Source organism: Synechococcus sp. WH 8109 (genome assembly GCF_000161795.2).
Classification (GTDB): domain Bacteria; phylum Cyanobacteriota; class Cyanobacteriia; order PCC-6307; family Cyanobiaceae; genus Parasynechococcus.
Genome location: NZ_CP006882.1, coordinates 455,919 through 470,199, shown reverse-complemented (window position 1 = coordinate 470,199; position 14,281 = coordinate 455,919). Strand labels below are relative to the sequence as shown.

Sequence of the window (14,281 nt, the reverse complement as noted above, 5' to 3'; positions counted from 1 at the left end):
ATCAAGCCTCCTTCAACCAAGCCGCTGCATCGCAGGCGTGGTAGGTGAGGATCAGATCAGCACCGGCGCGCTTGAAGCTCAGCAACGTCTCCAGCACAACGGCTTTTTCATCGATCCAGCCCCGCTCCGCCGCGGCCTTCACCATCGAATACTCACCACTAACGTTGTAGGCAGCGATGGGGAGTTCCGACTCCTCGCGCAGACGGTGGATGATGTCGAGATAAGCCAAACCAGGCTTAACCATCATGATGTCGGCACCCTCCTGCTCGTCGAGCTGTGCTTCTGTGATGGCTTCCCGAGCATTGGCGGGATCCATCTGATACGTGTCTTTGTTTTTGGGGATCGGCTTGCTGCCGGCGGCACGCGGAGCGGAATCGAGGGCCTCACGGAAGGGGCCGTAGTACGCGGAGGAGTACTTCGCCGTGTAACTGATGATGCCCACATGTTCAAAGCCTTCGTCGTCGAGGGCTTCCCGGATGGCACCGACCCGGCCATCCATCATGTCGCTGGGACCGATCAGATCAGCGCCCGCTTCAGCCTGCACAACGGCCTGCTTGCAGAGCAGTTCAATCGTCTCGTCGTTGAGGACCACGCCGTCCTGGCTGACGATCCCGTCATGACCATCGCAGGAATAGGGATCGAGGGCGACGTCGGTCATGATCGCCATCTCGGGGATGGCTTCCTTGATCTGGCGGATCGCCCGTGGAATGAGGCCATTGGCGTTGAAGCACTCAGCCCCGTCTTCGGTCTTCAGTCCCTCAGACACCTTGGGGAAGAGAACGATGCAACGAACCCCAAGGTCGTAGGCACGCTGCACTTCGCCGGTGAGGGCCGAAAGGCTCCAACGGCTGGCACCAGGCATGGCAGCGATTGGCTCCACCTCAGCGCCTTCATGCACAAAGAGGGGATAAATGAAGTCTGCAGCCGAGAGGCTGTGCTCACGCACCATGGCGCGTAGGGCGGGCGTACGCCGAAGGCGACGGGGGCGGTAGGTGAGCTCCATCAGACCCAAACACAAGGTGTGATCGTAAGGGTCACCCGATCAGAGGGCCGCCGAACGAAGCCACTCTTGACGTGGATGGTCCGTGCGCTTGGCACGCAGTTGCTCCAACAATCGACGCTCCTCCTCACTCCACGAGGCAGGCATGGCCAGCGTCAGCGTGAGCAGGAGATCACCGCGACCGGTCTTCGACGGCCAGCCTTTGCCCTTCAACCGCAGACTGCGGCCCGGGGCGGTGCCGGGCGGAATGCTCACCTGGGCCTCACCATCGGGCGTGATCACCGAGACCATGCCTCCAAGGGCCAGTTCATCGAGGCTGACGGGGAGATCGGCCCGCAGCTGATCCGACTCCAGGCGCCAGATCGGGTGGTCCTGAATCTTGAGGTTGAGGTAGAGATCGCCCCGACGTCCGGTTCCCGGTTGCAGGTTGCCCTTGCCCTTCAACCGAAGCCGTGAGCCGTTCTTCACTCCAGCAGGAATGCGCACCTGAACGCGCTCGTTGTTCACCGAGAGGCTGCGTTCACCACCGCGAAAGGCCTCTGAAAAAGTCACATTCACCGATGCTTCGGCATCCAGATTCACCGGAGGGCGTGAAGCCTGGGCACCACGCGGGAAACCGCCCCCTGCGAATCCTCCTCCGGGGAATCCACCGCCCTGGAAACCACCGCCGGCCGGTCCACCGAAACGGCCCAACAGGTCGTTGATGAAATCGTCGAAATTGCCGTAGCGACCGAAGTCAACATCCATCCCGGGCGCGGCTCCCCCGCCCATACCGCCGGCCTGATTCCAGTACTGGCCGAATTGCTCATAACGACGCCGTTTATCGGGATCGGAGAGCACTTCGTAGGCCTCACTGATCTCTTTGAACCGCGCTTCAGCCTGGGCATCACCGGGGTTGACGTCAGGGTGGTATTGGCGGGCCAGGCTGCGAAAGGCTTTCTTGATGGTGTTGGCATCGGCGCTGCGATCAACACCGAGCACCTGGAAATAATCCTTGTATCCGCTGCCTGCCATACCCGTCCAGTGGTGGTCCCAGTTTCACCGCAACAGGGCTTGCGTTGTTGCTTCCGCATGGAGGGAAGCCCGAACGCCTTAATGCGACCTAGCTTCAGACCAACCACTGCATCAGCATGAGGAGCATGGCTTCATCCCTGCTGACATCCGTGCTGGTCGCAGCTGGCGGAGCTGTTGGTGGCCCACCTGGTTCGGCCGCTCCCTCGGCCCGCACGATCGGAGAGCCCCTGCACGACTCAAGTCCCCAAGCCCTCGAACTGACGAAGCATCTGAAGGCGATTGGGGTCAAGTTTTATGGCGCCTGGACCTGCCCGGCCTGTTTCAAGCAGATGAACCTGTTCGGCAAACAGGCCGGAGCGAACCTGACCTATGTGGAATGCCGCAAGCCGAAGCAGCTGCCGGAGCAAGCCGAAGCCTGCAACGCCGCAAAGATCAGGGCTTATCCCACCTGGGTTCTCCCCGATGGGCGCCGAAAAGTGGGAGTTCAGTCCCTGGAAGCCCTGAGCCGCTGGAGTGGTCTGAACTGAGATGGCACTGATTCACGGCCTGCATCAACGCAACATCCGAGGCGACCTTCTCGGAGGATTGACGGCCGCCGTGGTTGCGCTGCCACTTGCCCTGGCCTTCGGCAATGCCGCCCTGGGACCAGGCGGCGCCATTTACGGCCTGTATGGCGCCATCGTGACCGGATTCCTGGCGGCCTTGCTCGGGGGAACTCCCGCCCAGGTGAGCGGACCCACCGGACCCATGAGCGTCACCGTGGCAGGGATCGTCTCCAGCCTGGCCGCCATCGGCATCGGTCGTGATCTCGATGCCGGCGAGATGCTGCCGTTGGTGATGGCCGCTGTGGTGATCGGTGGTGTGTTCGAAACCCTGCTCGGGGTGCTGCGGCTGGGGCGCTTCATCACCCTGGTGCCCTACTCGGTGGTCTCCGGCTTCATGTCGGGGATCGGTTTCATCATCCTTGTGCTGCAACTTGGACCCTTCATCGGGGTGAGCACCGGGGGCGGCGTGGTTGCGTCCCTGAGTTCGCTGATCGAGGCCCCCAGCTGGAATCCAGCTGCGCTCGCAGTTGGATTGATGACACTCGCCGTGGTGTTTTTGACCCCCCTGCGGATACGCCAATGGGTGCCAACGCCTCTGCTGGCGCTGCTGATTGTGACGCCGTTGTCGCTGCTGCTGTTCAACGACAACCGACTGCTGGAGCTGGGCCTTGAACCCATCGCCCGGATCGGAGCCATCCCGGAGGGGGGCTTGCAACTGGTGGTTCCCGATTTCAGTCAGCACCTGCCAGAGCTGGTGAAAGCCGGCATGGTTCTCGCCCTGCTCGGGGCGATCGACTCGTTGCTCACCTCCCTGGTGGCCGACAACATCACCCAGACCAACCACGACTCCAACCGTGAGCTGATCGGCCAGGGCATCGCCAACACTGCGGCCGGGTTTCTCTCAGGCCTTCCCGGTGCCGGAGCCACGATGCGAACAGTGATCAACATCAAATCCGGTGGTCAGACGCCCTGGTCGGGCATGACCCATTCCCTGGTGCTGCTGCTTGTACTGCTGGGGGCAGGCCCCCTTGCGGCACAGATCCCCACGGCGCTGTTGGCGGGAATCCTGATCAAAGTCGGCCTCGACATCATCGATTGGGGCTTTCTGCTCCGCGCCCATCGCCTGTCGGCGAAAACAGCTGCGCTGATGTACGCCGTGCTGTTGATGACGGTGTTCTGGGATCTGATCTGGGGCGTTTTGGTGGGGATGTTCGTGGCCAACCTGTTGACCGTTGATGCGATCACGCGGTCCCAACTGGAAGGGATGGAAGAGGACAACCCCTCCGATGCCAGCGATGCACTTCACGCCAATCTTTCCCCGGAGGAGGAAGCCCTGATCCTGCGCTGCGGCAAGGCCTTGATGCTGTTTCGTCTTCGCGGCCCTCTGAGTTTTGGCGCCGCCAAAGGCATCAGTGCCCGAATGGGATTGATCCAGAGTTACAGGGTCCTGATCCTTGACCTCACTGATGTGCCCCGCATCGGTGTCACCGCAACCCTGGCCATCGAACGCATGGTGGAGGAAGCACGATCGGCGGGCCGCATTCTGTTCATCGCCGGAGCCAACGACACCCTCGAACAAAGGCTGCGGCAATTTGGCGTGGAGGGGGTGCTTCGGCCATCCAGGCTGGAAGCCTTGCAGGAGGCGGCTCAGCTGATCTGACTGCTGATCTGTGTGCCATCCACACCACAGGAATGCATCCGCACGTCTTCAGGGCGTGCCAACTCCCCTTCCAGCGCTTTCACTTCGGCGAGGGCCAGCACTTCGAGTCTCTCAACGATCAGCTCCCGCGGATAGCGCTGCTCACACAACACCCAATACAGGCCGAAATGGCGGGCTTCACTCGCCAAGAGCTCGCTGTAAAGCTCCCTCAACTGAGGATCCGGGCTGTGCTCCGCCAGCAGGGCCATGCGCTCATGGCTACGGGCTTCGATCAGACCCGCCACCAGAAAGGAGTCGAGCATTCTCTGCGGCTCACCTTTACGGATCTGCCGGGCTAGATCAGCGCCATAGCCCGGGGAAGGCAGCGGTTCCAGGTAGCGCCCCCGGGCCTTGATCAACGCCAGCACCTGCTCAAAGTGCTCCAGCTCTTCCCGCGCCAGAGGGCTGAGGGCTTCACCCAGACCCGGTTCGCAGAGGTAGCGGAACATCATCTGCACAGCAGCCCCGGCAGCCTTGCGTTCGCAGTGGGCGTGATCGATCAGCACCTCCATCGGCCTGGCGTTGGCCTGCTCCACCCAGCTCCAGCTGGTGGGCGCAGCCAACCAGCGGATCGACGCCACTGTCTTGGAGGGAACAGCTTTTGCTGGAACAGTGGTGGTCACGCGTTCCGGCGCAGGTGGCTGAGCAATCCGTTCAGGGCAAGGCTGTAACTGGCGGGTCCGAAACCGCAGATCACACCCACAGCGCGCTCAGCCAGAAACGAGTGATGGCGGAAGTTTTCCCGGGCATGGGTGTTGCTGAGATGCAGTTCCACATAGGGGATCGCGACACCAGCCAAGGCATCACGGATGGCGATGGACGTGTGGGTGTAAGCCCCGGCGTTGATCAAGATTCCATCGCATCGGCCCACGGCCTGGTGAATCCGATCCACCAAGGCACCTTCGAAATTGCTTTGAAAGCAGTCCAGCTGCACGGATTCCTGCTCCGCCTCTCGGGTCAGCGCCGCTTCGATATCCGTCAGAGAGGAATGGCCATAGATCCCAGGCTCACGCTGGCCCAGCAAGTTCAGATTCGGACCGTTCAACAGCAGAACATGCATGGCTGGCGATCGGTTCAGCTCGGCAGATCGTATCGAGATCGTGGGGGAGGACACATCGACTGGTAAGTTCTTGCGGTGTGGTTCGGGTCGGTGCCCGAGTGGTTAATGGGGGCGGACTGTAAATCCGCTGGCTCTGCCTACGTTGGTTCAAATCCAACCCGGCCCATCCTCCACATGCCCTTGTAGCTCAGCGGTAGAGCACTCCCTTGGTAAGGGAGAGGTCTCGAGTTCAAGTCTCGACAAGGGCTTTCTTGCTCCCCTCGGCACCAGGGGAGAGGGGATACGACCCCAGAACGGCCGCAGATTGCGGTCCAACACCTCGGCTGTCGATAGTTCCCAGCGTCCAAACACAGGAACATCCCGGCTCGATGGTTAGGGGAACAGGGTTGAAGCGACTGCGGTTAATCACGACCCGCAGACCATCCGCAACGCCCTCCAGCACGTCCGCCCCTGGGGCTGACCAGCGCAGACCGTCCCTACGCAAGACCCCATGGGCAAAGCGAAGTTCTGCGAGGGAATGAATGAAAGGGCGTAGATCAGCGCTCCAGGGAAGATCCCAGGGAAAGGCCTCCCGGCAGGCAGGTCCAGGACCGCTGGAGGGGCCCGGTTCAGGGCCACCCGCCAGAGCAGCTTCGGTCCCGTAGTAGATGCAGGGCGCTCCCGGATGGAGAAAGAGAAGCAGCAGGGCCAACTTCAGGGACTCCAAGTCGTTGTTGAGGCTGTGAAGGGCCCGGGGCACGTCATGGCTGTCAAGCAGGTTCATCTGGGCCCGGTTCACCACCTCCCGGTAGGAACGTGTTGTTCTCGTCCAAATGGTCAATAAAGCCTGCCCATCCAGGGGATCGAGGGGGTAATCGGAATTGCGATAGTCCCGCCGCAACGCTTCACCGGCGGCCCAGCAAATGCTGCTCCAACCAAGCCGGTAATTCATCACGCCATCGAAGTGCTCGCCCTGCAGCCAAGTGGTCGCATCACCCCACACCTCTCCGACAATCCAGGCCTCCGGGTTGGTGGACCGCACCATCTGCCGAAACTCCACCCAGAAGTCGGCCGGCACCTCGGCAGGGACGTCAAGACGCCAGCCGTCAATCCCCTGCTCAAGCCAGTGACGGCCCACCGCCAGCAGGTGCTCCCGAACCCCTGGATTGGCATGGTTGAACTTGGGCAGATCCGGCAAGGCCCACCAGCCGTCGTAGCCACAATCCTCGCCAGGGGCGGGATAGGGCTGAAGGGGCCAACGGTGCAGATGGAACCAATCCCGGTATGGCGAATCCGCACCGTTCTCCACCACATGATGAAAGGCCCAAAAGCCGCGGCCGCAGTGGTTGAACACCCCATCCAGAACCAACCTCATGCCGCGCCGATGCACGGCATCGATCAGGTCCGTGAGTGCTGCATTGCCCCCCAGCAGGGGATCCACCTCGAAGTAGTCGTAGGCGTGGTAACGATGGTTGGCGGCTGAGCTGAAGATCGGCGTGAGATACAGGCAGGTGATGCCCATGGCTTGGAGCCCATCAAGAGCATCGATGACGCCGTAGAGATCCCCGCCCTGAAATCCCTCCTCGCGAGGATCCGCTCCCCACGGCTTCAGAGCGAGATGACGCTGCGCAGCGACGCGGCCACTGCGGCGAAAACGGTCGGGAAAAATTTGATAGATCACCGCATCCGCCACCCAGACGGGGGGATCGCGAAACGGTGTGGTCGCTGCCAAAACCTTTGCAGTCAGCCATCTCCTGGCTAGCAGGAGAGAAAGACATTGGCCATGGCTGAACAGCCTCTCCTTCTGGCCCTCGATCAGGGCACCAGCAGCTCCAGAGCCGCGCTGTTCAGCAGCTCAGGGGATCTGGTGGTCAGCGCCAGTGCACCGCTGCCGATTTCCTACCCCGCCGATGGATGGGTGGAACAGGACCCGATGGCGATCTGGACCAGCCAACGCCAGGCCCTGGTGCAGCTCGATTCGAAGCTCAGTGAAGGGCAGCGCAAGGCAGTGGTGAGCTGCGGCATCACCAACCAACGGGAAACCACCGTGCTCTGGCGCCGCAGCAGTGGCCTCCCCTGCGGACCGGCCCTTGTTTGGCAGGACGGCCGCACCGCCGCCATCTGCGAGGCCTGGAAGCAGCAGGGACTGGAGCAGGAGTGGTGCCGGCGCACGGGCTTGCTGCTTGACCCCTACTTCAGTGCCAGCAAGATCCGCTGGATGCTCGACCACTACGACGACGCCCAGGCTGCCGCGGCCAGCGATGACCTCTGTTTCGGCACGGTGGAAAGCTGGCTGCTCTGGCAACTCACCGGCGGCCAGCGCCACGGCAGTGATATGAGCAATGCCAGCCGAACGCTGCTGATGGACCTGGAGCAGCAGCACTGGGTGGATGACTTCCGAGAGCCCACAGGGCTCCCCGCCAGCGCTCTGCCCGAACTGCTGCCATGCCGCGGAGAATTCGGGCGCATGGCTGCGGACCTTCCCTTTGCAGGTTTGCCGATCCAGGCCATGCTCGGCGACCAACAGGCCGCCACCCTGGGCCAGCTCTGTCTGCAGCCCGGAGAAGGGAAGTGCACTTACGGCACGGGGGCTTTTCTGGTGATCAACACCGGCAACATCATCCGCCGCTCAGATGCGGGGCTGCTCAGCACCCTCGGCTGGACAGATGCCGCTGGAACACCCAGCTTCTGCCTTGAGGGAAGTCTGTTCAACGCCGGCACTGTTATCCAGTGGCTCCGGGATGGGCTGCAGATCATTGATCAAGCGCCCCAGGTGAACGAACTGGCGCGTTCGGTACCGGATTCAGGAGGGGTGATGCTCGTGCCCGCTTTCACCGGCTGGGGAACACCGCACTGGGATCCCCAGGCACGCGGTGTTCTGGTGGGCCTCACCCGTGACAGCGGACGCGGTCACATCGCCCGCGCTGCACTTGAGGGGATCGCCCTGTCAGTAGCGACATTGGTGGAGCTGGCCGAACAGGCCCTCGGGACCGGCTTGGGTGAACTGGCGGTGGATGGTGGCGCCGCGGCCTCCGATCCTCTGCTGCAGGCGCAGGCAGATTGCACCGGTCTGACGGTGCGGCGACCCGCAAGCCTCGAGAGCACCGCCCGGGGAGTGGCACTGTTCGCAGGCCTCCAGGCTGGGGTGATCAGCGACCTGGAGCAGCTCGCGACCGCACGGAGGGACGGAGCGGAACTGTTCCAACCCCAGATGGATGCATCCCAGCGCGACCGCTGGCGCACACGCTGGCAAGACGCCGTCTCCAGAAGTCTGGGGTGGCATGGCTGATCACCAGGTGGACCTGCTGGTCATCGGCGCCGGTGCCAGCGGGGCCAGCGTGGCCTACGAGGCAACACGGCGGGGGCTGAGCGTGGCCCTGCTCGAGGCCGGAGACATCGGCGGTGGCACCAGTTGCCGCAGCACGAAGCTGCTCCATGGCGGGGTGCGCTACCTGGAGCTGGCCTTTAAAACTCTGGACATAGCCCAGCTGAGGCTGGTGCGGGAAGCCCTGCTCGAACGGAGCCACTGGTTGGCCCAGGCACCTTTCCTGGCCCAACGACTCGAGCTGGCCCTGCCAACACAACAGCTCTGTGGACAGGCCTACTACCGACTTGGTCTGGGGATGTACGACGCCCTGGCCGGTCAGCGAAGCATCGGCCATAGCCGACTGCTATCCAAGCAGCAGATGCGTCAGGCCCTGCCTCTGCTGAAGCCGTGTCAAGGGGGCGTCGCCTACAGCGACGGGCAGTTCGACGATGCACGCCTCAACCTGCTGTTGGCCCTCACCGCCGAGCAACGGGGGGCAACCCTGCGCACCCGTTGCCGGGTGGTGGAGCTAGAGACCGACGGCACGGGCCAGCTCAAGGGCGCCATCAGTGAATCCGCCACGGGCCAACGGGAACGTTGGTGCGCCTCAGCATTTGTGAATGCCACGGGCATCCGGGCGGATGAGATCCGCCAGATGGCAGAGGCTGATGCCACCCCAAGGATGCTCACCAGCCGTGGGGCCCACATCGTGCTGGAGCAGAACCTCTGCCCGGAAGGGCTTGGGCTTCTGGTGCCATCCACCGCGGATGGACGCGTGCTGTTCATGCTCCCCTTCCACGGCCGCACCCTGGTGGGGACGACGGATGAAGCCTGCACAAAGGAGAACGCCACATCCCCTTCTCCAGAGGAGGAGGCCTACCTGCTCAACTACGTGCGTGATTGGTTTCCCCAGCTCCAGCATCCGCAGGTGAGCAGCCGATGGGCGGGGGGGCGACCGTTGCTGAAGCCAGCAGACCAGGGCATGGACAGCAGCCGTGTGGTGCGAGAGCACGAGGTGGAGACCCTGGCCTGTGGCCTGGTGAGTGTGATGGGGGGCAAATGGACCACCTGCCGGCCCATGGCTGAAGACACCCTGACCGCGGTGGAATGCCAGCTTGGAAAGGCGCTGCCCACCCCTGAAGCGATGCCCTTGCGGGGTGCAGCGAAGTCGCTGGAGGCCACCCAGCGCGGCCTCGAATACCAGAAACACCAACTCGCCGCCCTGCTTCCCGACACCGCCCTCAAAGCTGCGCAAATCGCCCATCTCCAAAGCACCTATGGCTTGGAGGCCGTGGCCTTGATCGAGCCCGCGGAGCCCAGCCGACGCGAACCCCTCAGCCCGGTGATCCCCCTCTGCGGCGCAGAACTGGACCATTCCATTCAGCGGGAACATGCGCAAAGCAGCAGTGATGTGCTGGCCCGCCGCTGCCGTCTGGCCATGGTGGATTTGAACGAGGCCGAACGACTCCGGCCACAGGTGGAGGAGCTGCTGGATCAGGCGGGCGTGCCAGCGGGCTCCACCTCTCCGATCAACCACCAGTTGAATCCATAGGGCGGAAGGTTCACGAACCATTCCGCCGCAGCGGGCGGGAATTCACAGCCCCACATCACCTCACGGGTTCGCTCGCCGGACCACTCCGACAAATCCAAACTGAGGGACGCCCCGGCGGCGGTGACATTGGCGGCCACGAGCACCGTCATCGCCTCTGTGCAGCGTAGGTACACCAACACCCCGGGGTGGGGGCTATGGAGCAAGCGGAAGCTTCCATGCCGCAGGGCTGGCAGCAGCCGGCGGCAGGTGAGCATGCGACGGTGCCAGTTCAGCAGCGATCCCGGCAGCTGCTTCTGCACCTCCACATTCACCACGCGGTAGTCGTAGCCGGGAGCGGTGATCGGTGGCAACACCAGTAGCGGGTCGGGGGCGGTGGAAAAGCCACCATTACGGGCCGGCGTCCAAGCCATCGGCGTGCGGTTGGGATCGCGGTCTCGCAGACCGGGCCAGTCGCCCATGCCCAGTTCATCGCCGTAGTACAGGCAAGGCATCCCCGGAAGGCTGTAAAGGAGACCATGCAGCAACCGGTTGGAGCGCGGATCACCATTCAGAAGCGAGGCCAGGCGTCTGTTGATGCCCCAGTTCAACCAGTGCCCCTGCCCCTGGGGCAGACCCACTCGGATGGTCTGAATCACCTCATCGCTGATGAGATGCCCATCCCCCAGCCAGAGTTCGTCGTGGTTGCGTAGCGGCAAGGCCCAGCGAGGACCAGACACCGCCTGCTCGGCCTGAATCAGGCACTCCCCGAGCTGCTGGGTGCGGCCACTGGCGATGGCGGCGAACAAATGGGCCGTGAGCACGAAGTTGAACGCGCCATGCAACTCGTCATCCGCCAGATATGGAGCTGCCTCCTCTACCGGCTGAATCGCCTCTCCCAGCAACAGCACCTCTCGCCCATGGCCATCGACCCGTTCCCGTAACCGCCTGAGGAAAGCATGGGTCTCCGGCAACCCCTCGCAGCGGCTGCCCTCTGATTCGAACAGGAACGGAACCGCATCCAGGCGGAACCCATCCACGCCGCGGTCCAGCCAGAAGTCAACCACCTCCAGCATCGTGTCCTGCACCCAGGGGTTCTCGTAATTGAGATCGGGCTGATGGCGCAGGAAGCGGTGCAGGTAGTACTGCTCGGCCACCGGATCCCACTCCCAGTTCGAGGCCTCGAAGTGCCGGAACAGAACCGGTGCCTCGGCATAGCGCTTGGGGTCGTCACTCCAGACGTACACATCCCGTTCCGGACTGCCCTTGGGAGCCCAGCGGGCCCGCTGGAACCAGGGGTGCAGGTCACTGGTGTGATTGAGGACCAGGTCCAAAATCACGCGCATTCCCTGGCTATGGGCCGCCGTCAGGAACCGATGAAAGGAGGCGAGATCGCCCAGATCTGGGTGGATCCCGGTGAAATCGGTGATGTCATAACCCCCATCCCGTAGGGGGGACGGGTAGATCGGGGTCAGCCAGAGGGTGTTGACCCCCAGCCAGCGCAGATAGGGCAACCGCGCCGCCAGACCCTTGAAATCACCGGTGCCATCGCCATTCCCATCGGAATAGCTGCGAACGATCAGCTGATAGATAACCGTCCCTGACCACCACGGAAGCTCTGGGGTCATCCCCCGGTTGCAGATTCACCACTGCTAGACCCGACTGGCCTGAACGTCAGCCCTGTGGCCCTCACCCAAACGCAACTGAGCCGGATGCAGGAGCTCGTGGGAGCTGGGCTGACCCGTCCAATGGCCTGGCGCCGAGAGCAATTGCAAAGGCTCTCCGCCCTGGTGGAGGAGCATGAATCGGAGGTGCTCGAGGCCCTCGCCGCCGACCTCGGCAAACCACCCACCGAAGCCTTTTTTGAGCTGGTGGCCCTGCGGCAGGAGCTCAAGCTCACCGGCCGGCAGTTGGAGCGATGGATGCGCCCGCGCCGTGTGGCCGTCCCTCTCTCCCTGCGCCCCGGCCAGGCCAAGGTTGTGCCTGAACCACTCGGGTGCGTTCTGGTGATCGGACCCTGGAACTATCCCTTTCAACTGACGCTGCGGCCCTTGATCAGTGCTTTGGCTGCTGGCAACACCGCCGTGCTCAAGCCTTCTGAACACGCGAGTGCCATCGCGGATCTGATCGCACGGCTAATCCCTCAGCACTTCGAGCCTGAGGTGGTGCAGGTGGTTCAGGGAGATGGTGCCGTCGCGGCCAACCTGGTGGCGATGCCCTTCGACCACATCTTTTTCACCGGTGGCGGCAGCATCGGCCGGAAGGTGCTGGAGGGGGCCGCGGCACACCTGACGCCGGTGACCCTGGAACTCGGTGGCAAGAGCCCCGCCCTCGTTCTTGAGGGGGCCGACCTCGCGGTGGGAGCGCGTCGCTTGATCTGGGGCAAAGGGATCAATGCCGGGCAGACTTGCATCGCTCCAGACCATCTGCTGGTGCCACCAGCACTGCGTTCACCGCTGCTGAAGGCGATGGAAGAGGCCCGAACGGAGATGTATGGCACCGATCCCCTCAACTCGAATCAGCTGGGGCAGATCATCAATGAGCGCCAGTTCACTCGACTGGAGCAACTGCTGGAGTCCGCCAGAGCGGATGGGCGCATCCTGATCGGAGGCGAAATCAACCGCGAGCAGCGGCGCATTGCCCCCACCGTGATTCGCGTGGATGACCGCAATGATCCGCTGATGGCCGAGGAACTGTTCGGCCCTCTCCTGCCTGTGCTGGTGCTCGAGGACCTCACCACAGCCCTTCAGGAGATCCGCCAAGGACCCAAACCGTTGGCGCTATATCTATTCGGCGGTGATGAGGCCCAGCAAAAGCAGGTGCTCACCACCACCAGCTCAGGCGGTGTCTGCCTGAACGATGTTGTGATGCAGGCCGGAGTGCCACAACTGCCCTTCGGCGGCGTCGGCGCCAGCGGTATGGGCAGCTACCACGGTCAAAGCGGCTTCGATACGTTCAGCCACAACAAAGCGGTGCTCAAGCGCCCCTTCCGGTTTGATTTCAAGCTGCGCTACCCGCCCTACAAGGTGGATCTCAACCTGCTGAAGCGGCTGGCGGGATAAGCCGCACGCATCACCAGCACATCCCTTCTGCAGCAAGTGCTCTGGAGGGCTGGCACATTACCCCAGGCACCGTATGTTGCGGGCATCTGCCGGAGACGAATGCGCCGTACCGCTCTTGCCGCCCTGCTGCTAACGGCCTGGTTCCCCCTGTCAGCCACGGCTGCCTCGGTGACGGTGCGGTCCGGCGAAACACTTTCAGATATCGCTAACCGTTATGGGGTAAGCGTCGGCACGCTGATGCGGATGAATGAGATCCGCAATCCAGACCTTGTTCAAGCCGGAAGACGTCTGCAGGTGCCAGGCCCCACCGTGACTGCAGGCTCGGGCCGCCATCGCGTAAACAGCGGTGAAACCCTCAGCATCATTGCCAGGCGATACCAGGTCCGAAGTCGCGACCTGATGGCCCTCAACAACCTGCGCAATGCCAACCACGTTGAGATCGGCCAGACCCTGCGACTTCCCAGCAATGCCGTGATGCCCCGTCCGGCCTTCAAGCCGGTGGCTGTAACACCGATCCCGGGAGCCACGGAACACACCGTTGCCAAAGGGCAGACCCTCACGCAGATCGCCAAGGCCTACAAGCTGCCGGTGGCCAGCCTGATCAGCATCAACCAGCTGAGTGACCCCAACAAAGTGGAGGTAGGCACGCGCCTCTACCTGACCGATCCCTCCTTCCAGACACCCACTACCACCCAGGCGCAGGCGGCAAAAACGAAACCGGTTCAAGCCAAGGCCAAGCCCGTCCAAACCATGGCAGTGCAAACGAAACCGGTTCAGGCCAAAAAACCGGTGGTCAAGGCCAAGCCGGTCCAGGCCGCCAAGCCCAAGCAGACCCTGGCAAAATCGGCTGATTGGCGCACCTATGGCCCGCTCCAGGTGGACTGGGGCAACTGGCAAGCCATGGGTGGCAGTCAAGTGGTGCCTACGCTCAATGCCCAGGGGCAGGCTCTTTACCTGGCTGTGAACTGTTCCGCCAAAAAGATCAATGCCACTGGTGCCGATGGGAGCTGGAAAACCTGGGAAGCACCGAAGAACCGCTTCGAAAAAGACCTGGTGAAGGACCGTTGTCAGGTCAAGGCCTGATCTG

At 62.9% G+C, this 14,281-nt stretch carries 12 protein-coding genes and 2 tRNA genes; 8 read left to right on the top strand and 6 right to left on the bottom strand.

The genetic code is table 11. The features are described 5' to 3' along the window. Nucleotide 1: 1 nt before the first annotated feature. Both hemB and Syncc8109_RS02425 read right to left on the bottom strand, forming a co-directional pair. Nucleotides 2-1,003 (bottom strand): porphobilinogen synthase, encoded by a 1,002-nt coding sequence (hemB, locus tag Syncc8109_RS02430; RefSeq protein WP_025362102.1) that lies wholly within the window; start codon nt 1,001-1,003, stop codon nt 2-4. Between the two features lie 39 nt (nt 1,004-1,042). Next, a complete protein-coding gene (locus tag Syncc8109_RS02425; protein ID WP_006851501.1) occupies nt 1,043-2,014 on the bottom strand; it encodes a DnaJ C-terminal domain-containing protein in 972 nt (323 codons plus the stop codon). A gap of 125 nt (nt 2,015-2,139) precedes the next feature. Between Syncc8109_RS02425 and Syncc8109_RS02420 the strand changes: the two genes are divergently transcribed. Both Syncc8109_RS02420 and Syncc8109_RS02415 read left to right on the top strand, forming a co-directional pair. Then, nucleotides 2,140-2,541: a hypothetical protein gene (locus Syncc8109_RS02420; RefSeq protein WP_006851704.1), complete on the top strand. Its 402-nt coding sequence runs from the start codon at nt 2,140-2,142 to the stop codon at nt 2,539-2,541. A gap of 1 nt (nt 2,542) precedes the next feature. Continuing rightward, complete coding sequence (locus tag Syncc8109_RS02415; protein WP_006850224.1) at nt 2,543-4,219, top strand: SulP family inorganic anion transporter; 1,677 nt, start codon at nt 2,543-2,545, stop codon at nt 4,217-4,219. Here Syncc8109_RS02415 and Syncc8109_RS02410 read toward each other — a convergent pair. Then, on the bottom strand, nt 4,207-4,881 hold the full coding sequence (locus tag Syncc8109_RS02410; protein WP_006849974.1) for a tRNA-(ms[2]io[6]A)-hydroxylase: 675 nt from the start codon (nt 4,879-4,881) through the stop codon (nt 4,207-4,209). The genes Syncc8109_RS02415 and Syncc8109_RS02410 overlap by 13 nt on opposite strands. Further along, the gene (aroQ, locus tag Syncc8109_RS02405; RefSeq protein WP_006851581.1) at nt 4,878-5,318 is read right to left on the bottom strand and encodes a type II 3-dehydroquinate dehydratase; all 441 of its coding nucleotides are present in this window, start codon (nt 5,316-5,318) and stop codon (nt 4,878-4,880) included. The genes Syncc8109_RS02410 and aroQ overlap by 4 nt, the downstream gene beginning before the upstream one ends. A gap of 84 nt (nt 5,319-5,402) precedes the next feature. Here aroQ and Syncc8109_RS02400 point away from each other — a divergent pair. Then, nucleotides 5,403-5,484 (top strand) — tRNA-Tyr (locus Syncc8109_RS02400). Nucleotides 5,485-5,494: 10 nt separating this feature from the next. Further along, nucleotides 5,495-5,566: transfer RNA gene (locus Syncc8109_RS02395), tRNA-Thr, on the top strand. On the opposite strand, the gene Syncc8109_RS11315 is transcribed toward Syncc8109_RS02395, so the two are convergent. Next, nucleotides 5,548-7,029 carry a glycoside hydrolase family 13 protein gene (locus Syncc8109_RS11315; protein ID WP_025362101.1) on the bottom strand — a complete coding sequence of 494 codons (1,482 nt, stop codon included), beginning with the start codon at nt 7,027-7,029 and terminating at the stop codon, nt 5,548-5,550. The two genes, Syncc8109_RS02395 and Syncc8109_RS11315, sit on opposite strands and share 19 nt — an antisense overlap. A gap of 51 nt (nt 7,030-7,080) precedes the next feature. Between Syncc8109_RS11315 and glpK the strand changes: the two genes are divergently transcribed. Together glpK and Syncc8109_RS02375 are read left to right on the top strand one after the other, a co-directional pair. Further along, entirely contained in the window at nt 7,081-8,586 is a 1,506-nt protein-coding gene (glpK, locus tag Syncc8109_RS02380) for a glycerol kinase GlpK (protein WP_025362100.1), read from the top strand. Beyond that, nucleotides 8,579-10,156 (top strand): glycerol-3-phosphate dehydrogenase/oxidase, encoded by a 1,578-nt coding sequence (locus Syncc8109_RS02375; protein WP_025362099.1) that lies wholly within the window; start codon nt 8,579-8,581, stop codon nt 10,154-10,156. The genes glpK and Syncc8109_RS02375 overlap by 8 nt, the downstream gene beginning before the upstream one ends. Here the strand turns inward: Syncc8109_RS02375 and Syncc8109_RS02370 are convergent. Further along, nucleotides 10,099-11,760 carry an alpha-amylase family protein gene (locus Syncc8109_RS02370; protein ID WP_006851949.1) on the bottom strand — a complete coding sequence of 554 codons (1,662 nt, stop codon included), beginning with the start codon at nt 11,758-11,760 and terminating at the stop codon, nt 10,099-10,101. The genes Syncc8109_RS02375 and Syncc8109_RS02370 overlap by 58 nt on opposite strands. Before the next feature lie 54 nt (nt 11,761-11,814). Here Syncc8109_RS02370 and Syncc8109_RS02365 point away from each other — a divergent pair, with 54 nt between their 5' ends. Together Syncc8109_RS02365 and Syncc8109_RS02360 are read left to right on the top strand one after the other, a co-directional pair. Next, the gene (locus tag Syncc8109_RS02365; protein WP_006850107.1) at nt 11,815-13,194 is read left to right on the top strand and encodes an aldehyde dehydrogenase family protein; all 1,380 of its coding nucleotides are present in this window, start codon (nt 11,815-11,817) and stop codon (nt 13,192-13,194) included. A 99-nt stretch (nt 13,195-13,293) separates the two neighbouring features. After that, nucleotides 13,294-14,277: a LysM peptidoglycan-binding domain-containing protein gene (locus Syncc8109_RS02360; RefSeq protein ID WP_006850714.1), complete on the top strand. Its 984-nt coding sequence runs from the start codon at nt 13,294-13,296 to the stop codon at nt 14,275-14,277. Nucleotides 14,278-14,281 lie beyond the last annotated feature (4 nt).

Coding starts and splice junctions, on each gene's coding strand:
- hemB (WP_025362102.1), bottom strand. CDS start 1,003: ATGGAGCTCACCTACCGCCCCCGTCGCCTTCGGCGTACGCCCGCCCTA.
- Syncc8109_RS02425 (WP_006851501.1), bottom strand. CDS start 2,014: ATGGCAGGCAGCGGATACAAGGATTATTTCCAGGTGCTCGGTGTTGAT.
- Syncc8109_RS02420 (WP_006851704.1), top strand. CDS start 2,140: ATGGCTTCATCCCTGCTGACATCCGTGCTGGTCGCAGCTGGCGGAGCT.
- Syncc8109_RS02415 (WP_006850224.1), top strand. CDS start 2,543: ATGGCACTGATTCACGGCCTGCATCAACGCAACATCCGAGGCGACCTT.
- aroQ (WP_006851581.1), bottom strand. CDS start 5,318: ATGCATGTTCTGCTGTTGAACGGTCCGAATCTGAACTTGCTGGGCCAG.
- glpK (WP_025362100.1), top strand. CDS start 7,081: ATGGCTGAACAGCCTCTCCTTCTGGCCCTCGATCAGGGCACCAGCAGC.
- Syncc8109_RS02375 (WP_025362099.1), top strand. CDS start 8,579: ATGGCTGATCACCAGGTGGACCTGCTGGTCATCGGCGCCGGTGCCAGC.
- Syncc8109_RS02370 (WP_006851949.1), bottom strand. CDS start 11,760: ATGACCCCAGAGCTTCCGTGGTGGTCAGGGACGGTTATCTATCAGCTG.
- Syncc8109_RS02360 (WP_006850714.1), top strand. CDS start 13,294: ATGCGCCGTACCGCTCTTGCCGCCCTGCTGCTAACGGCCTGGTTCCCC.